Origin of the sequence: Parapedobacter sp. GCM10030251, assembly GCF_042666505.1 — a bacterium.
In the GTDB taxonomy this organism is placed as follows: domain Bacteria; phylum Bacteroidota; class Bacteroidia; order Sphingobacteriales; family Sphingobacteriaceae; genus Parapedobacter.
Genome location: NZ_JBHTDN010000007.1, coordinates 237,457 through 262,713, shown reverse-complemented (window position 1 = coordinate 262,713; position 25,257 = coordinate 237,457). Strand labels below are relative to the sequence as shown.

General features: G+C 50.6%; 18 protein-coding genes. 6 read left to right on the top strand and 12 right to left on the bottom strand.

Annotated elements, in window-relative coordinates:
- Positions 1-186: 186 nt before the first annotated feature.
- Both ACFQRK_RS18720 and ACFQRK_RS18715 read left to right on the top strand, forming a co-directional pair.
- Positions 187-1,392 (top strand): DUF763 domain-containing protein, encoded by a 1,206-nt coding sequence (locus ACFQRK_RS18720; RefSeq protein ID WP_379009445.1) that lies wholly within the window; start codon positions 187-189, stop codon positions 1,390-1,392.
- A gap of 48 nt (positions 1,393-1,440) precedes the next feature.
- Positions 1,441-2,334 carry a helix-turn-helix domain-containing protein gene (locus ACFQRK_RS18715; RefSeq protein WP_379009443.1) on the top strand — a complete coding sequence of 298 codons (894 nt, stop codon included), beginning with the start codon at positions 1,441-1,443 and terminating at the stop codon, positions 2,332-2,334.
- A 30-nt stretch (positions 2,335-2,364) separates the two neighbouring features.
- Here ACFQRK_RS18715 and ACFQRK_RS18710 read toward each other — a convergent pair whose 3' ends face one another.
- A complete protein-coding gene (locus ACFQRK_RS18710) occupies positions 2,365-4,068 on the bottom strand; it encodes an IlvD/Edd family dehydratase (RefSeq protein WP_379009442.1) in 1,704 nt (567 codons plus the stop codon).
- A 202-nt stretch (positions 4,069-4,270) separates the two neighbouring features.
- Between ACFQRK_RS18710 and ACFQRK_RS18705 the strand changes: the two genes are divergently transcribed.
- From ACFQRK_RS18705 to ACFQRK_RS18690, 4 genes are all read left to right on the top strand, one after another.
- Positions 4,271-5,284 (top strand): bifunctional oligoribonuclease/PAP phosphatase NrnA, encoded by a 1,014-nt coding sequence (locus tag ACFQRK_RS18705; protein WP_379009441.1) that lies wholly within the window; start codon positions 4,271-4,273, stop codon positions 5,282-5,284.
- An 11-nt stretch (positions 5,285-5,295) separates the two neighbouring features.
- The gene (locus tag ACFQRK_RS18700; protein WP_379009440.1) at positions 5,296-6,264 is read left to right on the top strand and encodes an FKBP-type peptidyl-prolyl cis-trans isomerase; all 969 of its coding nucleotides are present in this window, start codon (positions 5,296-5,298) and stop codon (positions 6,262-6,264) included.
- A 95-nt stretch (positions 6,265-6,359) separates the two neighbouring features.
- Positions 6,360-7,127 carry a TatD family hydrolase gene (locus ACFQRK_RS18695; protein WP_379009439.1) on the top strand — a complete coding sequence of 256 codons (768 nt, stop codon included), beginning with the start codon at positions 6,360-6,362 and terminating at the stop codon, positions 7,125-7,127.
- A 79-nt stretch (positions 7,128-7,206) separates the two neighbouring features.
- On the top strand, positions 7,207-8,223 hold the full coding sequence (locus tag ACFQRK_RS18690) for an asparaginase (protein ID WP_379009438.1): 1,017 nt from the start codon (positions 7,207-7,209) through the stop codon (positions 8,221-8,223).
- 10 nt (positions 8,224-8,233) lie between these two features.
- Here ACFQRK_RS18690 and ACFQRK_RS18685 read toward each other — a convergent pair whose 3' ends face one another.
- The 11 genes from ACFQRK_RS18685 to ACFQRK_RS18635 form a co-directional block, all read right to left on the bottom strand.
- Entirely contained in the window at positions 8,234-9,544 is a 1,311-nt protein-coding gene (locus tag ACFQRK_RS18685) for a bifunctional folylpolyglutamate synthase/dihydrofolate synthase (RefSeq protein WP_379009437.1), read from the bottom strand.
- A gap of 24 nt (positions 9,545-9,568) precedes the next feature.
- On the bottom strand, positions 9,569-10,390 hold the full coding sequence (locus ACFQRK_RS18680) for an energy transducer TonB (protein ID WP_379009436.1): 822 nt from the start codon (positions 10,388-10,390) through the stop codon (positions 9,569-9,571).
- A gap of 96 nt (positions 10,391-10,486) precedes the next feature.
- Positions 10,487-10,894, bottom strand: a complete 408-nt coding sequence (locus ACFQRK_RS18675) for an ExbD/TolR family protein (RefSeq protein ID WP_379009435.1) — start codon at positions 10,892-10,894, stop codon at positions 10,487-10,489.
- 15 nt (positions 10,895-10,909) lie between these two features.
- The gene (locus ACFQRK_RS18670) at positions 10,910-11,611 is read right to left on the bottom strand and encodes a MotA/TolQ/ExbB proton channel family protein (RefSeq protein ID WP_379009433.1); all 702 of its coding nucleotides are present in this window, start codon (positions 11,609-11,611) and stop codon (positions 10,910-10,912) included.
- Positions 11,612-11,671: 60 nt separating this feature from the next.
- Positions 11,672-12,733, bottom strand: coding sequence for an SPOR domain-containing protein (locus ACFQRK_RS18665; RefSeq protein WP_379009432.1), 1,062 nt, complete (start codon positions 12,731-12,733; stop codon positions 11,672-11,674).
- 63 nt (positions 12,734-12,796) lie between these two features.
- Positions 12,797-14,527 (bottom strand): hypothetical protein, encoded by a 1,731-nt coding sequence (locus ACFQRK_RS18660; protein ID WP_379009429.1) that lies wholly within the window; start codon positions 14,525-14,527, stop codon positions 12,797-12,799.
- A gap of 36 nt (positions 14,528-14,563) precedes the next feature.
- Complete coding sequence (locus tag ACFQRK_RS18655; RefSeq protein ID WP_379009428.1) at positions 14,564-17,098, bottom strand: tetratricopeptide repeat protein; 2,535 nt, start codon at positions 17,096-17,098, stop codon at positions 14,564-14,566.
- Positions 17,099-17,112: 14 nt separating this feature from the next.
- Positions 17,113-20,145 (bottom strand): tetratricopeptide repeat protein, encoded by a 3,033-nt coding sequence (locus tag ACFQRK_RS18650; RefSeq protein ID WP_379009427.1) that lies wholly within the window; start codon positions 20,143-20,145, stop codon positions 17,113-17,115.
- 143 nt (positions 20,146-20,288) lie between these two features.
- Positions 20,289-21,227 carry an aspartate carbamoyltransferase catalytic subunit gene (locus tag ACFQRK_RS18645; RefSeq protein ID WP_379009425.1) on the bottom strand — a complete coding sequence of 313 codons (939 nt, stop codon included), beginning with the start codon at positions 21,225-21,227 and terminating at the stop codon, positions 20,289-20,291.
- Between the two features lie 34 nt (positions 21,228-21,261).
- Positions 21,262-21,813, bottom strand: a complete 552-nt coding sequence (gene pyrR, locus ACFQRK_RS18640; RefSeq protein WP_379009424.1) for a bifunctional pyr operon transcriptional regulator/uracil phosphoribosyltransferase PyrR — start codon at positions 21,811-21,813, stop codon at positions 21,262-21,264.
- 386 nt (positions 21,814-22,199) lie between these two features.
- On the bottom strand, positions 22,200-25,223 hold the full coding sequence (locus tag ACFQRK_RS18635) for a DUF2723 domain-containing protein (protein ID WP_379009422.1): 3,024 nt from the start codon (positions 25,221-25,223) through the stop codon (positions 22,200-22,202).
- Positions 25,224-25,257 lie beyond the last annotated feature (34 nt).

Here is a 25,257-nt window from a genome sequence, read left to right as displayed (position 1 = left end):
ATCAAAACGACTGATATACATTTGCAAACGTTCTGCACTTATTGTTGCCATTGTTATGCACTCTTTGTTGCCGAAAACTATGTATTCCTGATTGCCAAAAACGCTGCACTTTTAATTACCGCTTACAACTATATTTAGTATATTCGCGTCAAATTCAAAACGAATACCCTGCGATACATCGAATAAATGAAAAAATCCGGAACTGCCACCTTACCCCTCCATTATGGCCACGTACCCGCCTGGCTCGCCGATCGAATGGCCAGGCTGGGACTGGCGATTACGGAATGTATCCTGCAGGATTTCGGAAAGCAGGAATACCTAAAAAGGTTGGCGGATCCTTTTTGGTTTCAAAGTCTGGGTTGCGTGCTGGGGATGGATTGGCATTCTTCGGGTATCACCACATCCGTGTTGGGAGCGTTGAAAAAATCCATCAATCCCTTATCCAAAGAACTGGGCATTTACATTTGCGGCGGCAAGGGCAAACATTCGAAAAGCACACCGCAGGAATTATCCAACTACAGCGATCGGAACGGTTTGGACGGCGCGCAATTGATACGGGCCTCAAAATTAGTTGCCAAGGTTGACAACACCGCCATTCAGGACGGTTACCAGTTGTACCTCCACGCGTTCGTCATCAGTAACGATGGGCAGTGGACCGTGGTACAGCAAGGAATGAAAGATGCCGACGCATCCGCCAGAAGATATCATTGGCACTCTCAAACCGTTACGTCATTCACCGAACAGCCTCATGCCGGGATCTGCGGCATCCATCAGGGAAAAATCATCGATATGACCGCAGCTGACGCAAAACCGGCAAAAACTGCGATGATAAGTCTATGTAAGGAAAAACCTACGCATGTCCTGACAGAGGCATCCAGGTTGATCATGCCAAGTCATCACCACGTCACTTCTAAAGACATTGACCTCAAACGATTAGGAGCGATGCTATGGCTGACGCACGAAAAGCGGCCTGCCGATTTTGAGGAACTTCTGTTGCTGCAGGGCATGGGTGCGCGTACCTTGCAGTCGCTGGCCCTGGTCAGTGAGCTTATCTACGGTACACCGGCAAGATTTGACGATCCGGCGAGGTATTCGTTTGCGCACGGCGGCAAGGATGGTCATCCCTTTCCGGTGTTGACCAAGGTATATGACGAGACCATCGATGTACTCACCCACGCTGTCCAGCGATCCAAACTCGGCATGAGCGACAAAAAGCAGGCCATCAAATCATTGAGCAATTTGGCTTTCCGTGCAGAGCAGGATTTTGCAGCGAAAGATAACCTGGATGATTTGTTGCGAATCGAGAGAGACAACGCATGGAAATACGGCGGCAAAACGGTATTTGGTGATGCCAAGCCACCGAAAGGCGGGCAGTTGCGCTTATTCGATTGAATCTAGGATAATTTCCGTAACTTCGCTTTGCGCAATGACCAAAAAGCCATGAAGCTATTACGGACAGAAATTACCCCGCTTACCAACGAACCGCTTTATATAGACACCCGTGAACAATCCTTTCTTTGGTCACCCTTCCATTCCCAGCCGTCCTTTCACGCACACCCCGAAATGGAGCTGGTATTTGTAGAGGAAGGCTTTGGCAAACGGATTATCGGCAACCGGGTCGAACCCTTTGAAGCGGGCGATATGGTTTTTATCGGTTCCCATGTACCTCACATCTGGCTGAGCGACCCGGCATTTTACGAACCGGGGTCGACATTGAAGTCCAAGGTAATCATTACCTACATCAATCCCGCCATTTTCAAGCAGTTGCTGGGCTCGTTAAAGGAATTTGATCAGATACGGGGAATGGTGCAGCAGGCAGCCAAGGGCATCCGCATATACGGCCGTACCCGCAACGTCATTGCTGAGCGGTTAAAATCGCTCTCAGCCACATCGGGATTTGAAAAGGTAAACGGGGTACTGCAGATCATGCACCTCATTTCCACTTCCAGCGACAAAGGATACATCCTGCCACACGCGCCCATTCGAATCGGTTCATCCGGCGAGGATAAGTTGATAATCGCCATCAATTTTGTAAAAGAAAACCTCGACAGACCCATTTACCTCCAAGAGGTAGCCGCCTTGACCTGTATGACCGAGCCAAGCTTTAGCAGGTACTTTAAACAACGGATGAAACGGAACTTTTCGACGTTCCTAACGGAGCTACGCATGGAACGGGCAAAAGAGCTGTTTTTACAGGGCGACGCTTCCGTAAAGGAGGTAGCTTTTCACTGCGGCTACGATTCACTGGCGCATTTCCACAAGCTATTTAAAGATCATACCGGGCTGAGCCCCGCCAAATATAAATTCCGCTACCGCTTTACGCCATCCACTTAGCGAACGATCGGTTGATGCGTGCCCCCGGTCTCAGTGAGAGTCGCGGGACACATCACTCCCCGATTTTCCCTTCAGGAAATCGAAATCCGCTCCCAGGTGAGCCTGTTCAACGTGATCGACATACAGCTTCGCGTATCCCCGTGTAAACCGATTTGCGGCATCCACGAAGTGGCTTTTTCTCCGCGCCAACTCGGCTGCATCGACCAACAGGTCCAGACTGCGGTTCGGCACATCCAGCCGGATCAGATCTCCATCTTCCACCAGCGCCAACGTCCCCCCTTCTGCGGCTTCCGGAGAAACATGCAGCACAACCGTACCAAAACCTGTTCCGCTCATACGGCCATCGGAAATACGAATCATATCGGTAACTCCCTTTTCCAGCAACTTTGCCGGAAGCCCCATGTTACCAACTTCCGGCATCCCGGGATATCCCTTCGGCCCGACGTTTTTCAACACGAGCACACAGGTTTCGTCTACGTCCAGATCCGGGTCGTCTATTTTATGCTTGTAATCTTCTATGTCTTCGAACACAACCGCCCGACCGGTATGCTGCATCAATGCGGGACTGGCAGCGGAAGGCTTAAGCACAGCACCGGCTTCGCAGAGGTTTCCCTTCAACACCACGACACCGGCTATTTCGTTAAAGGGCTGTTCCATATCGGCGATAACCGTGGTGTTCAGACTCCGCCTTCCCGCGATGTTTTCGCCTACCGTCCGGCCATTCGCCGTCAGGCAATCCATGTGTAGGTGCTCACGTATGGCATGCATAACCGCGGGTAACCCCCCGGCATAATACATGTCTTCCATAAAATACGTCCCGGAAGGTTGAATATTGGCAACCAACGGAATGTCCCGCGAATACCGATCAAAGTCTTCGATTGAAAGGGGCACACCGATCCGGCCCGCAATGGCCAACAAATGGATGACAAAATTGGTCGATCCGCTGATGGCAGCATTTACCCGGATGGCATTTTCAAATGCCGGCCGGGTGAGTATATCCGATAGCTTTACGTCCTCGCGAACCATCTCTACAATCCGCCTCCCCGATAGTTGGGCAAGTACCTTCCGGTTGGCATCAGCCGCCGGTATCGCCGCATTGCCGGGCAATGACAATCCCAACGATTCCACCATGCAAGCCATGGAAGAAGCCGTGCCCATCACCGCACAATGCCCGCGGCTCCGGCACATACCCGCCTCGGCAAGGTTCAATTCTTCTTCGGTCATAATCCCGCGACGTGAATCCTCCGAAAACCTCCATAAATCGCTCGTCCCGATGTCGCGCCCGTTATATTTACCCGTCAACATCGGCCCGCCCGATACCACAACCGTCGGAAGGTCTACGCTACAGGCTCCCATGACCAACGAAGGAGTTGTTTTATCGCACCCGCATAATAACACGACCCCGTCTATGGGGTTGGCGCGGATGGACTCCTCCACATCCATGCTGGCCAGGTTCCGGAACAGCATGGCCGTAGGCTTCATAAGCGTTTCACCCAACGACATCACGGGAAATTCGACCGGGAAACCGCCAGCCTCCCATACGCCCCGTTTCACCGATTCTGCCAGTTCCCGGAAATGAGCGTTACAGGGGGTGAGCTCCGACCAGGTGTTACAGATGCCGATGACGGGTTTCCCCCGGAATTCGTCGTCTGGGATTCCTTGGTTTTTCATCCACGCCCGATAGATGAACCCATCTTTTCCTTTTCGGCCAAACCAGCCCTGGCTCCGTAACATAGTTTATCGTTTAGTCAGTAAAAATTCTTACCGCAAATTTCAAAAAAAAATCGCCATCTTTTTTGCGGTAATCGACGAAAGACATCCGTTTTTTTAACCGCCAGGGCAAAAACAAATCCGGACCGAAAAATTTGAGATTTCGACACACAAAAATTCGGTAATCGGATTTTTTGTAGTAGGTTTGCACACTTTTAGCAGTTGAATGTTTACACCGGAAGCGCTTAAGGAGGAACTGACCAAACCGAAGCACATTGTTGTCACCACCCACCATAAACCCGACGGGGACGCATTGGGGTCATCATTGGCGATATACTATTGGTTGCAAGCCAAAAACCACTTCGTGCATGTCATCGTACCTTCCGATTTCCCCACCTTTCTTGATTGGATGCCCGGAAGGGAGCGTGTACGGATTTATACGGAAGACAAAGCAGCCAACGATGTCTTAATTGATGAGGCTGACCTGATTTTTTGCCTGGATTTTAACGGCTTACCCAGGATTCATGCCATGGAAGATGCCGTAAGAAACGCCAAAGGCATCAAAATCATGATTGATCACCATCTGGAACCGGAAGGTTTTGATGACTACCGGCATTGGGACAGCCAGGCGGCGGCAACCGCGCAGCTGGTCTACGACTTTATCGTGGACGTAATGGTTGATCACTCCTCCCTTACACCCGAAATCGCCACCTGCCTATATACGGGCCTGATGACCGACACCGGCTCTTTCCGTTTTCAGACGACTACCCCCCGTGTACATGAAATTGCGGCAGACCTCATCACGCTGGGCGCCAAAAACTGGGAAATCCACGAGCTGGTATACAATAGTTACACCGAAAATCGCATGAAATTTCTGGGATTCTGCCTGCTAAACAGGCTGGAAGTGCTGCATGAATACCGAACGGCGTTATTCAGCATCTCCCGCCAGGATCTCAACCGGTTTCAGATCACTACCGGCGACACCGAAGGGCTGGTCAATTATGCGTTGGCGATCAGTGGAATGAAACTCGCTGCATTGATTGTCGACCGTACCGAACAGGTTAAACTATCACTCCGCTCCATCGGCGATTTCCCTTGCAACGAAATCTGCAAGCGCTATTTTAACGGCGGCGGGCATCGCAATGCCGCAGGGGGAAACTCGAACGAGCCGCTGCCGGACGTGGTAAACAAATTCAAGTCTATTTTATCGGAATATAAAACACTTTTAACACATAATTAATTACTAGAAAAATGAAGAAATCCATTTTTAGTTTAGGCCTTGCAACCCTTGTGCTTGCCGGTGCCTGCCAGCAGTTCAAGACAGGCGAAGGGGGCTTACAATACAAGATTGTAAAGGATAATGGGCAGCCGAAAGCCCAGACGGGTGATCTGCTTTCCGTTAATATGACCGTAACTACGGATCGGGATTCCCTCCTTTCCAGTACGTATGATATCGGACTTCCCCAAATTATCAACATCGCTGCCGACTCCCTGCCGGGCTTATATCCCGGTGATTACAACTCCATGTTCAAGATGCTGGGAGAGGGCGACAGTGCTGTATTCAAGCTGAATCTGGATACCATGGCTGCCAAAACCATGCAACCGAAACCAGATTTTGCCGACCATTACGTGACGTTCAACGTAAAGGTAAACAAACACTTCAAAAAAGGCGAACTGACCGATAGTGCCCTGTATGCAGAGGTAAATGCGTACTTCGATGGAGAAATCCAGAAGTTGAAAGCTTCTGAAGAAGGCAAAATCAACGATTACATCAAAAAGAACAACCTGGAGCCTTTAAAAACTGCTTCCGGATTGCAATACATCATTACTGAAGAAGGCACGGGCGAAAAACCCGTAGCCGGCGATACCGTTAAAGTAAATTACACCGGAGCGCTCGTAGCTAATGGAGATGTCTTTGATACATCCATCAAAGAAGTAGCGGAAAAAAACAAAAAAATATTCAATCCGATGCGTCCATATGAGCCTGCCAAATTTGTCATCGGCGTACGCCAGGTGATTCCGGGTTGGGACGAAGGTTTGCTATTGTTGCCGAAAGGCAGTAAAGCGAAGCTCATCATTCCTTCCCAACTGGGATATGGCGAGCGTGGCGACGGCCGCGGAGTAATTCCGCCGTTTGCCCCCCTGGTATTCGACATCGAACTCATTGATGTCCTCAAACCGGTGGCTACGGACACCACCGCGCAGGACACCGCAAAATAATCGCGATCGAACGCCTTCCCATCGGAAGGCGTTCTTGTTTTAGTTGGATTTCAAGGGCAAGTTGGCTAAGTTTGCAGCACGCCGAAAAAATAACGATGATATTGACCGACACACATACGCACCAGTACTATTTGTTTGGCACGCCGGAATTGGACCTGCAGATGCAGCGCTGTTTTGCCAATGACATCCAGCATCTCTTTTTTCCGAACGTCAACAGGGAGTCCATTCCGAAAGTGTTAGGTACCGCGGCTGCCTATCCCGGTCACTGCTATCCCATGATGGGGTTGCATCCATGTGAAGTACAGACAAACTATCTTGACGAACTGGCCGCCATTGAAAGAGCGATTGCAGACCATAAAGTATACGGAATCGGCGAAATCGGACTGGATCTCTATTGGGATAAAACCACCCTCGCCCTTCAACGGGAAGCATTCCGTATACAAAGCACCTGGGCAAAGGTGTTGGACCTTCCCGTGTCCATCCATTGCCGGAATGCATTCGACGAACTCTTTGAGTTGCTCGATGAAGTGCAGGATGGCCGGCTGCGGGGTGTTCTGCACTGTTTCACTGGGAACAACCAACAAGCAAAACAAGTGATTGAATTGGGGCTTAGTCTGGGCATCGGCGGGGTGGTCACCTATAAAAATGCCGGTCTTGATGCCGTGGTAGCAGAACTCGACCTAAGGCACATCGTATTGGAAACCGATGCCCCCTACCTGGCACCGGCTCCCCATCGCGGCAAAAAAAACGAAAGCAGCTACTTGATACACATCGCACAGAAAATCGCAGATTTACAGCAGGTGTCCCTGGAAACTGTCGCTGCGACCACCACCCAAAATGCGCTGCAGATATTTCGGATTTAACGACATACATCGGCTGGCGACGCCTTTAAGGCGGACAGGCCGCAGGCTCCGATAAGGACCTATATAAATACATTGTTGAATGAATAATATCTTTGTGATTTACACTGGGGGAACCATTGGAATGGTTAAAGACGAACAAACCGATACGTTTGTGCCCTTTGATTTTGACCTTATTGCCAAAAATATTCCGGAATTAGGACGGCTCAATTATAACCTTAGCGTACATTCATTCACACCGATTATCGACTCCTCCAACATGCAACCCGCTATATGGGTCGAAATGGCTACGCTCATTAAGGAAAATTACGACGACTACGACGGGTTTGTCATCCTCCATGGTTCAGATACGATGGCTTTTTCGGCTTCGGCACTGAGTTTCATGCTGGAAGGATTGCAAAAACCCGTGATCCTGTCGGGCTCACAGCTTCCCATCGGCGAAATACGTACCGATGCCCGGGAAAATCTGATCACCGCCCTCGAACTTGCATCCGCCAAAAAAAAGGGCAAGTCCCTCATTCATGAGGTATGTATTTTTTTCGACAACAAACTGTTTCGCGGAAACCGATCATTCAAATATAACTCCGCGAAATTTGAAGCCTTCCGGTCGCCCAACTATCCGGTGCTGGTCGAAGCCGGCGTACACCTTAAATACAACAAGGATGCCCTGCTCGACAACAGCGACAAGGAGTTTATCCTGCACACGAAATTGGACAATTCCGTTTCCGTGCTTAAGCTATACCCCGGTATCAGTCCGCAGATTGTCCGGGCCGTGCTGGAGTCCCAAGCGCGGTCGGTCATTATGGAAACCTTCGGCTCTGGTAATACAACGACAGCCCGCTGGTTCCTCGACCTTATCAACGAAGCGATCCGCAACGGAAAGAACATTCTGAACATCTCCCAATGCAAAGTCGGAAGCGTCGAACTCGGACGCTATGAAACCAGTAGGTATCTGAAAGAAATGGGAGTGCTCAGCGGATACGACATGACGTTCGAAGCGGCCGTCACCAAACTGATGTATTTGCAGGGAGAGTTTCCGCAACAAGAGGACGTTGCCTATTGGGCCGAACAGAATATCCGGGGGGAGCTGACCATCTAGGTGACTTTCATCAAGGTGATGTAATACCAAGGGCCAGCAACGCGTCGGCCACGACAAACGTGCTGCCGCCGATAAAAATAAGATCGTCTGCGGCGGCATGCTGCCGCGCGGCCGCTATCGCCTCCGACACACGGCCACTTGCCTCTCCGTTCAGCCCGTATCTTGCTCCTGCCATACGCAACTCATCTGCCGGCAGGGCGCGGGGCATGGCAACTTCACAGAAATAATAGCGGGCATTTCCGGGAAGCAAGGGAAGCATCCTATCCAGATCTTTGTCCCGCATTACGCCGATGACCATATGAAGCCCGGCGTGAGGGGTTACCGCAATGTTTGCCAGCACTTCATGCCATCCATCCACGTTATGGCCGGTATCACAGATAATCAACGGGGCTCTCGCGAGCGTTTGCCACCTTCCCATCAGGCCGGTAACCCGCTGTACCTGCTTCAACGCTTCCGTCACCTGTGCATCTCCGATCGAAAAGCCCTTCGAGCGCAACGCGGCTACCGCCGTCAGAACCGCTGGGAGGTTCTTCGCTTGATACCCTCCCCGCAGATCCAGGCCGTAGGTGATGCGATGGGATTCACTTCGGCGATTTGCCTCCAGGTATTGGTACTCCTCGTCCCTTCCCGAGATATGCACCTGCCATTCCTGTGAGGCAAAGGTCAGTGGACTGTTCCGGTCCGCCGCAATCCGCTCGAAGACACCCGAAACTTCCGGCTGCCACTCTCCCACCACGACCGGCACGCCGGGTTTGATAATACCCGCCTTCTCACCTGCGATTTCCGGCAGCGTATTGCCCAGCATATGGGTATGGTCATACCCGATATTGGTAATCACAGATAGCAGCGGAGTGATGACATTCGTCGAATCCAGCCTGCCACCCAATCCGGTTTCTATGACGGCGATGTCTACCTGTTCCCGGGCAAAATGGTCAAACGCCATCGCGACGGTTACCTCGAAAAATGACGGCTGAACGGTCTCAATCAGCAATCGGTGCTGGTTGACAAAGTCGGTTACAGACGATTGGGGAATGGGAACTCCATCAATGCGTATCCGCTCCCGGAAATCCAATAAATGGGGTGAGGTGTACAATCCGGTCCGATAACCCGCCGCCTGCAAAATCGCCGCCAACATGTGAGATGTCGATCCCTTTCCGTTCGTACCCGCAATGTGGACGGAACGGAACTGCTCCTGTGGATTCCCCAGGGCCTGGCAGAGTTGACGGGTATTTGTCAGGTCTTTCTTGAATGCGGACGCCCCGTCGCGCGTAAACATGGGCAAACGCGCATAGAGGTAATCAACGGCTTCCTCGTAGTTCATGGCTGATTAAACAAACGGATCCCGTTATTTCAGTTTAAATCGGAAGGGAATTAATCCACGCTGCTCCCTTGGCGCCCGTTCGATTTCATTAAATCGAGCAGCGCGTACGGCACGTTCACATTTATCCCAAAGCGCCTTATCAGTCAGCGTTGTTCCGCGCAAGCTGACCCGCGCAAACGTAATCCGGCCATCGCGGGCGACGCGTACTTCTACCATCACCACACCGGCTTGCTGTCCGTTGTCCTCGATATCCGGTGGCACCGCCCAACCGCGATTTTGAATGGAAAGCCCAATATCGCCATTTCCCGAACCTCCTTCTCCATAGTCCGGAGAAAGCGGGTCGCCCTGGTTACTCCCCTGATTACCGCCCTCTGTGCCCGTACCATCACCCCTTCCGGAAGCATTGTTGCGCTTTCCGGAATACAACGCATTCGGATTTACCGCAGGCTTGCTATCTTTCTTTTCAACCGTTGCCTCCTCGGCGTTGGCCTTTTTCGGCTCGCTGGCCACTACCGCAGGCGCATCTTCCAAATCCTGGGTCGCGACGCTACGCTCCGTAACCTGTTGAGAAGGGGTTTCCTGGGTTTCCTGCTGCGGGTCGATCTTGTCAGGCCGTACGTTATTCGCGTTGGGATCCATCGACGCTTCGTCTACCGTCATATAATCGTCGCCCATACCTACCGGAGACGTACCGTAGTTGACAATGATGCCCCCCGTACCGATTTCCGGAAAAGCCGACCCGATCATGATCACAAAACTGAGGAGCAACAATCCACCCATAATCGCTGAGGAAATCCACAGTGCCTTGGGGAAATTGTTATCTTCCTGTATTCGATAATAACTCATCGTATCAATACTGCATTTGCATGTTAACCCTTTGATGCATTCGACATGCGCATTCCATAAACAAACTTAGTTAACCTGCGTGATATACGCAAGTTACTACTCTTTCAACGGCTCCGTAGCCAAGACCAGCCGAATTTTCAGCTTGTTTGCAACATCCATCACCGAAATCACGTTTTGGATGGGCACGGTGCTATCCGCATAAAGCATAATTGTCAATTCCTCTCCCGGCTGCACATATGCCTGGATGGCATTCTGCAGGTTTTCATACGGTATCTCCTGTTTATCCAAGTAGTATTTCAGATCCTGCGTTACGGATACCGTGACCGTTTTCTTGGCCACAGACTGTTCGCCGGCGCTGGAACGGGGTAACAGCAGTTTCACCACCTGCGGATTGGAAACCGCCGATGCCAACAGGAAAAACAGCATGAGGAAAAACATGATGTCGTTCAAAGAGTCCGTGAAAACCCGGACTTCCGATCGATTTCGTCTCGCTCTTAAATTCATCGCGTATGCAAGTTTTTACGAACCGGGTTCATCCAACAAATCAACAAACTCAATCGCGTCGGTTTCAATCCGGAGGATCAATCGCTCAAGCATGGTATTCAACGTATGATATCCCGCAAACGCCAGGATACCGATCGTAAGTCCGGTTGCGGAGGCGATCATCTTTACATACAATCCCCCAGACACACTGGCGATGTCAATACCCCCGGCGGCTTCCACATCGCGGAAAATTATAATAACCCCAAAGATGGTTCCAATAAAACCAAGCATGGGCGCAATGGTGGATATAATACTTAACAGGTTAAGATTCTTTTCCAATCGGGCAACCTCCAGCTTTCCGACATTTTCGATAGCCCCTTCGATGTCTTTAATAGGACGTCCTATGCGCAACAGTCCCTTTTCCAGCATGCGCCCCAATGCGCTGTTGCTAGCCCGGCAAACCGACAATGCCGAATCCAGCCTGCCTGAAAGCACACTCTGCTTCACGTGGGACATTAGACTCGGATCGTATTTGGACGCCTTCCGGATCGTCAGATACCGCTCGACAAATATCACAAGTGTGGCAAAAAGCAGCAACGCCAAGGGAATCATTATCCAACCTGCCTTAAATAACAGGTCGATCAGGCTTATCTTTTCGTTCGCAAGTTCTACACTCTGCTGCGCTGCGCCCGCTAATGAATCCAGCGGATAAATGGTGTCTTGTTGTAATAATGACATAATGAATGTGATGTGTTTCCTGTTATTGTTTTATCGATCTGTTTTTTTAACCTATGTCCTTCAATCATTTTCTACTTTGGCAATCCATGCGCCCGGCTCAAAATTCTTCTGTACCCTGGCCAGTTCCCGATAGGCTTCCTCTTCCGTTGCATACGATCCCCAGCTTATCTTCTTACGATTACCGGGCATACGGCTGTCCAGGGCCCGCAAATCGTACCCCTTGGCCTTCATGTCAGCCACATATTTCCGTGCTTGCGCCATCGTCGCAAACGAACCCACAATTATCTCGTAGGTCACAGCAGGCTTGACCGGTTCCGGTACTACCGCTGCCGATGTATCGGCACGCAGGCTATCCGCGGCTTCGGCGTCCACTTGGGCGATCGCAACGGAATCGACCGTGGAATCGACCGTGGAATCGACTGCGGAATCAGCGGGAAGAACAGTTTCTTTTGGTTCCAAAAGCTGCGCTGTCTCTTTTCTTTCAAACGATCCAGACGTATAATACCATGCGATGCCTGCCGCCGATACCAGCAATACCAATGCCGCAGCAATACCCCACCGCATGGCATTATTTTTCCGCTGAGATGGGAGAACTTCCTCCCTGTTATCCGCGATCTCCCCGGGTGTGGCCTCTTCCGCCAACCCGACAGCCCCGTTCTCTTCATTGGCCAACTCCGGCTCTTTGACCAACTCCGGCTCATTGACCACGGGAGCGGTTTCATTGGGTTCCCCGCGCGGAACTTTCACCGGCCGTGCCCCCACACGCCCGGTGGCAAACGGTTTGAACACGAGCGATGCACCGTCAGCCACCAGATACCCCACACCATCCAACAGCGCTTGGCCTTGACGGCTGATCGCATCCTTTATCTCTCTGACAGCTTGTTCAAGCATATCCTTCGCCGCAGCCTCGTCTACTCCGGCCTGCGCCCGCAAGTACGTTACTATCGAAAAAAAATCGGCAGACCGGTCGGTTAATTCAATATAGCTCGCAGGGGGAAGCAATACCGACCGCTCCTTATCATACGATGCCGGCATGCGTGTGATTGTAAACACGCCGATACCCGGCACCTCCACCGCTGGGTACCGCCGCAACAAATTCGCTATACACAAACCCAAATTCATATTTCCCAACTTACCTGACGCCTGCAAAATTACACTTTAATCCATCCCCCGGACACAAATTTATCAGAATGAAAAATTAACACCGCCGATCACGTTCAGCCCCAGCCGTGGATAAAAGAGATAACGCTCATAATTCGTCCCCAGCATGTTATTAAGCCGAACATAGACACCAATCCGATCGGTGGCACGATACTCCGCACCGGCACTCAGGTCAGCAAACGAAGGGATCGTGGTTTTACGAGCTCCACTTTCGCCCAATTCGGTGGATGCGTAGCCAGACAAGTTAATTGTCGGATCCTGAACCAGTCCGTAGGTCTGACCTTGGAACAGCAGCTCGCCGTCAATGTACAGTTTGTCGCTGATGTTGAAACGGGCGTTTGCAGACAGCCGCATCTTTGGTGTATACCATGCCTCCTCCTGTTGCTGAAGGTCAAATTCGTTGAAATTCAATTTTCCTCCCAATGTCACAACTTCCGAGACCCGGACATTAATTTCACCTTCCAGGCCGATGATCGTACTGGCGTTGTCGCCGTCTTCATAAATCAAATTAAATGCATATGGAGCGCCGGGAGCGATCGCATAAAAGGGCATATTTTCGATACGCCGATAAAATGCCTTCACCTTATAACCGAACGTTGCCCCGGCGTTCCCTTTGATACCGCCGAAAATATACATGCGATCGACCGAGTTCCGGATGTAGTTGGACGTTCCCAAGGCTGCCAACCACGGATTCTCCCTGGTCAATTCCTTCACCGATGTTCGGTTAACGTCGCCATTGATCCCTCCGAAAAGGTGGGCAAACTCAGGAATCAGCGCAAAATCGATCTCCGCCGAGGGGAAGATATTGGTGCGCGACGAGTCGCCAAACTCGGCTACGAATTTTGCTCCGAGCGTAATGTTGTAATTCGGCCCCTGAAACCGGATATACGGATTGATCTTCGCAATGTTGTTGGCAAAGCTGTACGAGGCATCCTTCACCGATGTAAAATCCCCGGAAATGTTCGCGCCGACATTAAATACACCGATTTGCTTATTCACGTAACCGCCTAGCGCAAATGAGTTCTCCTTGGTGGCCTGTGCGTTGCTGTACCCGTATGCATCGGCCTTCAACGAATAGCTGAGCACATCCGTTTCCTGCTCATCGTAGTTGCTGGTTAGCTCTCCCGTAAAATAAATATCGTTAAAAGTCTGTTTGGAGGGATCGAGATTCAAACTTCCTCCTTCCTCATCTTCCACGGTGCCATAGAATCTTGTCCCGTACCGGTTATACCCCACTTCCCCATCCAGTGTGATCGGCCCCAGTATGGTCCGGCCGAATACCCCGATCTGTTGTGACGAGAACTTCTGCGCATCGATCGTACCCTGCTGATTCAGGTGCTTCACATATCCACCCACGCGCGTATCTACCCAGTAGTCGGAGCTCAGATAAACTTCGCCTAATAGCGTTCCTAAATTTCCTGCCCCAATTTTCGCATAATTATTTGACGGTGTTTGGGTACGTGTAAACGGCATTTCCTGAATCGTCAGCCGCTTTGTTCCGGTATTGATATCCAGCTTTTTATCCAGAATATTGTAGGTCAGTTTCGGCTGGTACTGCCGTTTATTGCTCATATCCGGGCTCTGCCGTATCTTGACTGCATCGGCGAGAATAGGCCGGTAATCACGTACGATGTCAATGGAATCAATCGTAGCGGGTTTTTCATCGGTCCGTTCCGGTCGCTGTTCCTGCTCCTGCGCATACCCCGCTATCAACAAGCACGAAAACACCCCTGTAAGCAAATATCCTTTATGCATGGTTTTATGAAAGATCATAAGCTGTTAAAATTCCTATTATTCCTTATTCAACTTCTGTAAACGTTTCCTGGCAGACGGAATGATATCGTCTTCCTCCTTGTAGTTTTCAATGATACTTTCCAAGGTACTTTTTGCCTGGAAAGCATCTCCCTTGCCGGCATACGCATCGGCCAGTACGATGAAACTTTTGGCCAACCAGTAGTCGTACGACGACCGGTTGTTGATCACATCAAAAGCACTTTCGATTGCCTTGTCATAGCTCTTGGCTTTATATTGCAGCTGTGCAACGTTGTACTGCGCCTCTGCGCCCGTCACCGTCTGACTTTTCAACGCAGCAAGATTCATCTCTTTGGCCGCTTCCGCCGACTTACCCTCCTGCAGCAGTACGCGGCCCGTATACAGGTGAGCTTTGGCAATGTCTTCGTCAGCCGAACGGTCATACGCCTTGATCAGTTTGGCATATTTGAGTACTTGCTCCATGTCGCCGATTTCATAGTAGCAGACCATGAGGTTATTTACGGCATAACCATAACTGGCTTTGTATTCGGAGGTAAGCTCTAATTTCTTGAGGTGCACGATTGCCTCATTATAGCGTTCCAGTCCAAGGTACAGATCCGCCACCGCAAGCAGCGTATTTTCGGTATATTGACTGGTCCAATCATTCAGAATGATATTCAGGTCGTGCAGTGCCTCTTCGGGGTGGCCTGTACGGTACAAGCTCACCCCGCGGATGTACCGTGCATGTTTCTCTTGGATGGGCTTGGGAAACTTATCAAAATACGCATTGATGGCTTCTACTGCCGCCTGGTATTGTCCACGGGCAAACAGCGTATGGGCCGCCTGGAAGGACAGATTATCCTGTTCCGCCTTGCTCAGGTCGCCAAGGTTCGAGTTCGTTGCGTAGTTGATATATCCCGATGCGTCGCCGCTATCCAGGTACATGTTTTCGATCGAGCGCAGCGCCTGGCGGGCCTCATCGGTGGTGGAATGTTCTTCCACTACCCGCCTGAAGGTTGCCATGGCCGCTTCGTTTTCTTCCTTGTTGTATTGTACCAGGCCGATCGTCATAAGTGCCCGTGGGGCATAGCTACTCCGCGGATATTTTTCGATCATTGCCTGAAGCCCCTCAATCGCCGTATCGTAGTCGCCCATCATGAAATACGTGTACGGGATTTCAAAGGCGACGTCGTCGGCATAGTTTGAATTCGGGAATTGCTCGACTACCGAGCGCAGCGTACTGAGTTTCGTGTTATTGTCGCCTTCCAATCCCTGGATGATCCCCCGCTGGAATAGCGCATAGTCCTGATTGGGCGCCTTGCTCTCGATCAGCCGATCATAATATTGGTTGGCTCGGCCGTAGTCGCGCATGGATAAATACGAATCACCCAAACGCGCGATGACATCGTTTCGCACATTCTCTTCCATCGAACGCCCATCGGTAGACAAAAATACTTCGAAATGATGGGCGGCCGTAGGGAAACTGTTGTTACGAAAAGCCGCATACGCCAGCGCGTAGTTCGCATAGTTGTACACATCGGTTTCCGGGGCAGCAGGCATCCGGAGAAACCGGGAAAACGCCTGTACAGCCTCGCCGTATTTCCTCACTTCATACATCGCCTCCCCCTTCCAATAGGTGGCCAGTGCGGCTATCCGCGGATCAATGGGAAATTCCTCCGATCGCATAAATAACGAAATGCTGTTTTCAAATGCCCGTTCGTTATAGAATTCCAGTCCGCGGTAATACGCCACCTTTTGGTAAGTCCTGTCAGCTTCCGCATCCCGGGTGCGGAATGACTCCAGCATATTTACCGCCGCCTCGAAATTGCTCGTACCTAACAGGATTTCGGCCAACAGTGTTTCGGGACTTTCTGTCTTTCCTGCGTCCGGAGCGATTTTCTTATGTTCCTGAACATATCTCCGTGCAACGGCCAGGGCAGTCTCGGCAGAGTCCAGTTCATATAGAAGTTTGGCGTAATTAAACAGTCCATCCACTTTCAGGAACTGGTCGAATTCCATTTCGGAGGCTTTGACAAATGCATTCCGTGCACGTTGCTTATCGCCGGCTTTCAGAAAAATATGGCCCAAAGCAATCATCGAGCCCTGGTAAAAAGCATCCGAGGTCTCCAGGTCCTCGAAAAAGGTAGTCGCCCTTTCGTATTCACCATTCTCGTAGGCCAGATAACCGATGCGGTAATTAGTAATATTGTTCGGTGTTGCTTCGGAATGCCGTTCCCGCAACCTGCCGTAATAAGGTTTCTTGAATTCGTTCTTCGCAAAATAGGTGGTGGCGGCGATCCGGCTCAGCTCGGTCTCAAGTGTCTGTCGGTCGATACGCATATCCGGACTCCGGCGAATCTTTACGGCATCCGCCAACATCGGCCGGTAGTCGCGCACCACATCGATCGAATCAATCGTGACGGGCTCCTCCCTTCCCTGCCGTTCTATTGGCCGTTGCTGTTCTTGCTGCTCCAGTCCCACCTGTTCTTCTTCCTGCGCATAACCTACTGCGAGTAAAGTCGAAAAAGCCCCGGTAAGCAAGTATTTGTAGCCGATCGATCCTTGCGTTATCATCGCTCGTTTAACTCCTATCCATTATTGTTGAGCTTATCCAGCCGTTCCTTCGCCGATGGAATAATATCATCCTCTCCTTCGTAGTTTTCAATGATACTTTCCAACGTGCTCTTGGCCTGAAAGTCATCCCCCTTGCCTGCATACGCGTCGGCAAGCAATATAAAGCTTTTCGCCACCCAATAGTCATGCGAAGCCATGTTATTGATTACCTCGAAGGCCGACTCGATGGCTTTGTCGTATTCTTTGGCCTCATATTGCAGCTGACCTACGCGGTAGCGTGCTTCGGCTCCGACTACCGTCTGGCTTTTTAAAGCCGCCAGATTCAGCTCCTTCATTGCCGGCTCCACTTCTCCTCTCCTAAGCATCACGCGGGCGGTATACAGGTGTGCTTTTGCGATATCCTCTTCGGAGGATCGGTCGTACTTTTTAATTAATTCAGCGTATTTCTGAACTTGCTCCATATCCCCGATTTCATAGTAGCAGACCATCAGGTTGTTTACCGCGTAACCGTAGTTGGCTTTGTACTCCGATGTCAGCTCCAGTTTCTTCAGGTGCACAATGGCTTCGTTGTACTGCTTCAGCCCCAGATAAAGTTCGGCGGCCGTGAGCAGGGAGTTTTCCGTATAGGGACTGGTCCAATCGTTAAGAATGATGTTGAGATCGTGCAACGCCTCTTTGGGGTGCCCGGTTCGATAAAGGCTCACACCGCGGATGTAACGTGCGTGCTTCTCCTGAATGGGTTTAGGGAACTTGTCAAAATACGCATTGATGGCTTCCACCGCCGCCTGGTATTCGCCCCGGGCAAACAACGTCTGCGCTGCCTGAAATGCAAGGTTATCCTGCTCAGCGTTGCTGAGATCGCCGATGTTGGTACTGGTGGCATAATTAATGTATCCTGACGCATCTCCACGGTCCAGATAAATGTTTTCAATGGATCGCAAGGCCTGTCTGGCCTCATCCGTGGTGGAGTGCTCTTCCACGACCTTCCGGAACGTAGCCATCGCTCCTTCCGTATCGTCTTTGTTATATTGTACCAGACCGATGGTCATCAACGCCCGTGGTGCATAGCTACTGCGCGGATATTTTTCAATCATTTGCTGGAGACCCGCAATTGCTGTCTCGTAATCGCCCATGGTAAAATAGGTATAGGGAATTTCGAAGGCTACATCGTCGGCATAATTCGAATTGGGGAAACGCTCGATGACCGAGCGTAAGGTAGCGAGTTTCGCATTGTTATCTCCCTGCAGCCCTTGGATGATCCCCCGCTGGAAAAGCGCATAATCCTGACTTGAGGCTTTGCTATTTATCAACCGGTCGTAATATTGCATTGCGCGGCTGTAATTGCGCATTGAAAAATACGAATCACCCAAGCGGGCGATGGCGTCATTGCGAACGTTTGGCTCAATCGCATTCCCCCCGGTGGAAAGAAAACGTTCGAAATAATTAGCCGATGTATTGAAACTATCATTGCGGAATGCGGCATACGCCAATGCGTAGTTTGCATAACTGTACACCTCGGTATCACGGGCACCGGGCATGCGAAGGAACCGCGAAAAATTCTGTACCGCCTCCCCATACTTCCGCACTTCATACATCGCCTCTGCTTTCCAATACGTAGCCAATGCCGAAAGCCGCGGATCGATGGGAAATTTCTCCGAACGCATAAACAACGAAATGGCATTTTCGAAAGCCCGTTCATTATAAAATTCCAGTCCGCGGTAATACGTAACTTTCTGATACGCCGCGTCCGCTTCCGGTCCCCGATTTTTGAGTTTTTCCAAAATATCGACAGCTGCGCGGTAATTGCTTGTACCCAGCAAGGTTTCCGCATACAGGGTCTGTGCCTCCTCCATCCGCTTATTGTTCGGATACGTATCCAAATATTCTTTGACGGCCTCCAAGGCCACCTGGTGGAATTCCAGCTCCGAAGAAAGTTTTGCGTAATTGAACAGCCCTTCCTCTTTTAAAGAAGCATCGAAGTCCAGCTTGGAAGCCTTAAAGAATGCATTTCGCGCACTTTGCTTGTCGCCCGTTTTCAAAAACGCATCACCCAATGCAATCATGGCGCTTTGGTAATACGCATCGGGTTCTTCCAATTTCTGCAATTCGGCAATGGCTGTTTCGTAGTCCCCGTTTTTATAGGCGATGTAGCCGATCTGATAACTGTCTTGATTGTTTTGGGTCTTTCCCTGATCAGCCGCTTGAAACTTATCATAGTATTCCTGGGCCTTTTCGAAATCGTTTTTTGCAAAATAGGTAGCCGCTATGATGCGAAACATGTCCGTTTCATGCGCCTGCTTGGTATTCTCCAGAATCGGCAGGGCGTAAGTCAATACGTCGTCATATCGGTTATCCAGGTAATACAATGCCGTGATGTAATACGGATACGTCGCCTCGTACGTCTTGGATCCCTTCAGTTTTTCAAATTCAGCCAGCGCTGTTTTAAATTCGCGGTCGAGATAGCAGAGGTATGCGTAGTAATATATGGAAGCCTCCTGGTAGACACCTCCCTCGTCCTTCAACTGCTCGAAAAGCGGTTTGGCCGAGGCATAGTCATCCGTCATAAAGTAGGAATACCCCTTTTTATACCGGAATTCGCGATTTTCCCGACCGGCGAGGTTGCGGCTATCCAACTTATCAAACCATTCGAGTGCCTGCGCATAGTCTTTTTTGGCAAAATACGAACGCCCCACCTGGAAGTAGGCCGCTTTTGAGTTTGCGCTGGCCGGATAATCCTTAATATACCGAAGGAATTGATCCTCTGCATCGGACTCTTCGAGTTCCAATGCGCAAACGGCTTGGTAAAAACGCGCATTTTCCTTTAGCAACGACAGCTCGGTGTGCTCATCCTGTTGTAAGGTAGATTTGATCCGGATGTCCTCTACTTTGTCGAAATACTTGGCGGCAGCGGCATACTTTCCTTTTTCATACAATTCCATTCCCGTTTTATATGCCTGATTGACTTCCTGCCATGCGCTTTGTTGTGCCATGGCAGCCGATACCATCAAACCAAATGTAATACCTAACTGATAAATCCGATTAAACATGCCGTCAAATTAATTCTATTTTTACTCCTCTATTCCACGCAAAGTTGGGGCCATAAAATACACCCTACCCAATTTAACCTGCTAATTTAGGGGGAAACTGAAAAGTTTTCCTCAAAAGTTGTCCACAATTGTTAATAACGCGTCTACCCGCGTATCCCTGCCAGCAGATACAATACCGCCATCCGGATAGCCACACCATTTTCTACTTGGTCAAGGATAATGGAATGTTGGCTATCGGCCACATCGCTGGTGATTTCTACCCCCCGGTTTATGGGACCGGGATGCATGATCGTGATTTCTCTATCGAGCGAATCGAGCAACTGTTTATTCAATCCATACAGCATGGAGTATTCCCGGAGGGATGGGAAATAGGCGATGTCCTGCCGTTCCAACTGGATGCGAAGCATGTTGGCGACGTCACACCATCTCAAAGCCGTCATTAAATCATATTCTACCTTTACCCCGAGGGATTGGATATGTTTAGGAATCAATGTGGTCGGTCCGCACACCATCACCTCGGCCCCCAGCTTACGCAGGCAAAGAATATTGGAAAGCGCCACGCGTGAGTGCAAAATATCTCCGATGATGGCGACTTTCTTGCCGGACACATCGCCATAGCGTTCCCGGATTGAAAAAGCGTCCAGCAAAGCCTGCGTGGGATGTTCGTGAGCGCCATCACCCGCATTCACAATCTGCGCTTTCACATGTTTACTTAGAAAAACCCCCGCTCCCGGATACGGATGTCGCATCACGATCATATCTACCTTCATCGCCAGGATGTTATTCACGGTGTCGATGAGCGTTTCGCCCTTGCTTACCGACGACGATGACGCAGCAAAATTGATAATATCTGCAGAGAGCCGTTTTTCCGCCAGCTCAAACGATAACCGTGTGCGCGTTGAATTCTCAAAAAACACGTTGGCTATCGTGATATCCCGTAGTGACGGAACTTTTTTTATCGGGCGGTTGAGCACATCCTTAAAGTTATCCGCCGTATCAAAAATGAGTTGGATATCGTCCTCGTTGAGATCTTTGATTCCCAAAAGATGGCGGGTGCTGATTTGCCTGGTCGTTGCTGTCATTTGCTGATTAATGCACAATCAAAAACGATGATATTTACTGGAATTCTTCTGTCAATAGCGTAATCCGGTCGTATGCGTCCACTTCCTTCCAACTGACGGTGACCTTCTGCGAATCGATCGAATCGACCTGTATGCCGATATAGTCCGGCTCGATGGGCAATTGCCGCGAAAAACGGCGGTCCACCAACACCAGTAATTCAATCTTGGCCGGACGGCCGAACGCCTGCAACGCATCCATCGCTGCGCGGATCGTCCTCCCTGTCCACAGGACATCGTCCATAAGAATCACCTTTTTTCCTTCGACGATAAAATCGATGTGGGTGCTGCTTGGCACGAGCGGGCCGCTGTCCTTCCTCCTGAAATCATCCCGGAAAAAGGTAATGTCCAACTCTCCGTACGCTATCTCAGGCAATCCGGGGATTTGCTTAAGTTCCTCCACGATCCGTCTTCCCAGGTAGATTCCCCGTGGTTGAATCCCGATAATAACCGAATCAGAAAAATCAAGATGATTCTCAATCAACTGGTGGCAAAGCCGCTGGATGGTAATCTGGAACTTTTGACCTTCCAATAATATAGATCGCTTCATTCGAAAATATCCTTCTTCATAAGGCCTGATGGAACCTGCATGGTCATTGCTTTTGCACGAAGCACTGACACGGTAGGTTTCATTCCAAATTTAGCCGCCTTTTAGGGCTTCATGGAGCCCGCATTCTGCTTTTTATCAAGCTGGAATACGGCCACAAACCTACTATATTTTTTTGACTTATGCCGACACTGGACGATATTTTTCCGTCGTCACAACCTGTCAGACAGCATCCTATCTCCTCTCATCGCCTCCGCAGTTTTCTTAGCTTATATATTTTATTCTATATGCGCCTATTCCGTACCCGTTATGTACCTGTTGTGTACCTCATATGTACCTCCATCGGAGTGCGCGGGCTGCGCCCTCCGGGATCGGTAGGCCTCTTGCCATCATCCTTCGAAAAACAGTTTCCGGTACTTGTCAAATACCGTTTGCAGTTGCCTGTATTGTGCGGTCTGGCCATGAGCTTCGGCGGAGTCGGAAAATTGCTGCAAGGTGTACAAATTCGTGCGGATTGCCATCGCCTCGGTTTGCGTTAACGACTTGGTTTCGGCGATGGCGGCATAGTACGCCATCTGTTCCTCCAAAAACCGGAGGTTCCGATCCACCCAGGTATGCGCTTTTTCGGTCTCGCCAAGCGCATACAATTGATCAACCAATACCGGATAACGCGCAGCGATATCCGCTTGGTGGATTTTCGTTGGCAATACCTCGGTAGCCCGGTTGACGATGTTTTTTGCCGCATCGATATTGCCTTCTGCAATCAGCATCTCGGCAGTATCCGAAAAAATCTTGATCGTTTCGCCGATCATCGCGCGGGAAGTCGGATCAAGATAGGTCGTTTGGTTCATGTTTCCCCAGGCAAATCTGTGCATAATCCCGTCATACGAAGCATCGGTATTGACCAACCGCTCGCGAACTTCCGGATCACCCTGAGCATTGACCGGCATCAGCCGCAGCGCAAATCCTTCCGATACGAGGTAATTATCAAGTCCAAGCCGCTCGCTTTCCGGAACGGTAAAGGCAAAATAGATCGGGCGCTTCCACTGGTTGTGAACCAGCACGTCCATCAGCGTCAATCCCGCCAGCGTCACGCCATTTTGATGATAGGTCCACTCCATCGTGTCTACGATCCGTTCCTGCCACTTTTCCGGCACCACGTTATTCGCCATCACCTGGTGCTTGTCGACCGTCAGTTTAAAGTTCTTGGTAGGCAAGAAGTTCCGGCGGGAATTGTCCGAGTATTCCAGTTGATCAGCAGGATTATCAGAAAGCAGAAGCGCCAGAATTTTCTCTAGTTCGATTGAATCCCGGATGCCGTAGTCGTGGTAATACAGGTAATCGCGCGTACCTTTGGCGAATTGATGGTCTTCCATGGTAACGGGCAATGCCGGAGCATCGTTAACCGGGAATTTCAGCTGCCGGACCGCCCAATCCATCCCCAACAGACTCAAATTGACTACCCGGACATCGGTCCGGACACCTTCCACTTCCTGCAGGTACCACAGGGGAAACGTGTCGTTATCGATGTAGGTAAAGAGTATCGCATTGGGTGCACAGGATTCCAGGTAATTCCGAGCCATATCCCGCGCCATAAAGCGATCGGACCGGTCGTGATCGTCCCAATTTTGAACGCTCAGCAGGATCGGAACCGCGATGAAGGCGAACGCGGTTGCTAGGGAAACCGCGACGCGTGGACGAAGTCGCTTGCGTAATAGGTCCGAAAGCCCCATTACCCCCATACCGATCCAGATGGCAAATGCATAAAACGAACCCGCATACGCATAATCCCGTTCACGCGGCTGCAGGGGAGTTTGATTGAGGTACAATACAATAGCCAGCCCTGTGAAGAAAAATAACAACCCGACGACCGCGGAGTCTCTGCCATTCCGGCGTGCTTGCCAGAAGAGGCCGATCAGTCCTAAGACGAGCGGAAGGAAATAATACGTGTTTCGCGACGGATCCTCCCTTGCAGCCTCCGGCAAGGCATCTTCACCGCCAAGCCGCCACTGATCGACGGGTGTGATTCCACTGATCCAATTGCCCTCGGTGTGACTATCAAAACGGGCCTCCACATCGTTCTGCCTGCCCGCAAAATTCCACATGAAATACCGCCAATACATATGGTTCAGCTGGTATGTGCTCAAGAATTTCAGATTATCCGCAAATTCAGGCCGCTCATGCTCGCCCAAGCCCAGCCAAGCACGGTAACCGAACGCGTGATTATCCCGATTGCTGTATATGCGCGGAAAAAGAGCTGTCCGGTCATATACCGGTTGAACATCGCTGCCGGAAACTTCATATCGATCCGTTCCTTTTCGGTATTCGGTATCTCCTTTTTTGACGTCGGTCAGCTGGGAATCGAAATACGGACCCGTCAACAAAGGCTCGCTGCCAAACTGACCCCGGTTGAGATACCAAAGGAAAGAAAATGCATCATCGGGTTGGCTGTTGTTGAGCGACGGGTTGGCTTTTGCGCGGATCAGCACCATAGCAAACGATCCGTATCCGAAAATCACGAATCCCAGGCACAGCAACGCGAGATTAAGGACATGCTTGGCCCTACGGATGGAATACCACACACCATAGGCGATGCCGCCGATGAGGGCGACCGCAAAAAATGCCGCGCCCGTACCGAACCCCATTCTGAGTGTATTCACAAAAAACAAATCGGTATAAGCCGCAAATTTGACGAGGTATTGGATCACCCCCCAAAGAATGACCGCGAGTATAGCGCACCCGATCAACAGTGCCTTGGCAGTCCCGCTGACGGTTGCTTTATGCGTCCGGCGAAAATAAATCACCAGCGCAAGTGCCGGTATGGTTAAGAGATTGAGTAAGTGTACACCGATGGACAATCCCATGATATAGGCAATAAATACCAGCCAACGGTTCCCGCCCGGTTCATCGGCCCGGACTTCCCATTTCAGGATCGCCCAGAAAACCACCGCCGTGCATAGGGTCGACATCGCGTATACTTCAGACTCAACAGCGGAAAACCAAAAGGTGTCTGAAAATGCGTAAGCCAGGGCGCCGACAGCACCCGCGCCCATAATCTGCAACATTTCCATGCCGGTGGTTACCTCGCCCGCCTTTCCGACGACCTTGCGGACCAGCGCCGTGATCGTCCAGAATAAAAACAGGACGGTCAATCCGCTGGAGACCACCGATCCCATGTTCATCCAATAGGCGATACGCTCCGGATTGCCGAACGACAGGTTTGAAAACACGTTCTGAAGCATCAGAAACAAGGGAGCGCCCGGCTGGTGCACAATCTGCATCCGGTGCGCGGCAGCAATAAATTCACCGGGATCCCACCAACTCGTGGTCGGCTCCATCGTCAACACATACGTTGTGGTAGCGATCAATGCACACAACCATCCGATAAGGTTGTTGATTTTAGCGTAGTTCATAGTTTCCGGGGTTCGTGAGCCATTCGTTATAATC

Excerpts from the sequence above, each read along its gene's own strand:
- ACFQRK_RS18635 (WP_379009422.1), bottom strand. The coding sequence starts at position 25,223 with ATGAACTACGCTAAAATCAACAACCTTATCGGATGGTTGTGTGCATTG.
- ACFQRK_RS18680 (WP_379009436.1), bottom strand. The coding sequence starts at position 10,390 with ATGAGTTATTATCGAATACAGGAAGATAACAATTTCCCCAAGGCACTG.
- ACFQRK_RS18695 (WP_379009439.1), top strand. The coding sequence starts at position 6,360 with ATGATATTGACCGACACACATACGCACCAGTACTATTTGTTTGGCACG.
- ACFQRK_RS18715 (WP_379009443.1), top strand. The coding sequence starts at position 1,441 with ATGAAGCTATTACGGACAGAAATTACCCCGCTTACCAACGAACCGCTT.
- ACFQRK_RS18645 (WP_379009425.1), bottom strand. The coding sequence starts at position 21,227 with ATGACAGCAACGACCAGGCAAATCAGCACCCGCCATCTTTTGGGAATC.
- ACFQRK_RS18665 (WP_379009432.1), bottom strand. The coding sequence starts at position 12,733 with ATGAATTTGGGTTTGTGTATAGCGAATTTGTTGCGGCGGTACCCAGCG.
- ACFQRK_RS18685 (WP_379009437.1), bottom strand. The coding sequence starts at position 9,544 with ATGAACTACGAGGAAGCCGTTGATTACCTCTATGCGCGTTTGCCCATG.
- ACFQRK_RS18655 (WP_379009428.1), bottom strand. The coding sequence starts at position 17,098 with ATGATAACGCAAGGATCGATCGGCTACAAATACTTGCTTACCGGGGCT.
- ACFQRK_RS18705 (WP_379009441.1), top strand. The coding sequence starts at position 4,271 with ATGTTTACACCGGAAGCGCTTAAGGAGGAACTGACCAAACCGAAGCAC.
- ACFQRK_RS18660 (WP_379009429.1), bottom strand. The coding sequence starts at position 14,527 with ATGCATAAAGGATATTTGCTTACAGGGGTGTTTTCGTGCTTGTTGATA.
- ACFQRK_RS18650 (WP_379009427.1), bottom strand. The coding sequence starts at position 20,145 with ATGTTTAATCGGATTTATCAGTTAGGTATTACATTTGGTTTGATGGTA.
- ACFQRK_RS18690 (WP_379009438.1), top strand. The coding sequence starts at position 7,207 with ATGAATAATATCTTTGTGATTTACACTGGGGGAACCATTGGAATGGTT.
- ACFQRK_RS18720 (WP_379009445.1), top strand. The coding sequence starts at position 187 with ATGAAAAAATCCGGAACTGCCACCTTACCCCTCCATTATGGCCACGTA.
- pyrR (WP_379009424.1), bottom strand. The coding sequence starts at position 21,813 with ATGAAGCGATCTATATTATTGGAAGGTCAAAAGTTCCAGATTACCATC.
- ACFQRK_RS18700 (WP_379009440.1), top strand. The coding sequence starts at position 5,296 with ATGAAGAAATCCATTTTTAGTTTAGGCCTTGCAACCCTTGTGCTTGCC.
- ACFQRK_RS18670 (WP_379009433.1), bottom strand. The coding sequence starts at position 11,611 with ATGTCATTATTACAACAAGACACCATTTATCCGCTGGATTCATTAGCG.
- ACFQRK_RS18675 (WP_379009435.1), bottom strand. The coding sequence starts at position 10,894 with ATGAATTTAAGAGCGAGACGAAATCGATCGGAAGTCCGGGTTTTCACG.
- ACFQRK_RS18710 (WP_379009442.1), bottom strand. The coding sequence starts at position 4,068 with ATGTTACGGAGCCAGGGCTGGTTTGGCCGAAAAGGAAAAGATGGGTTC.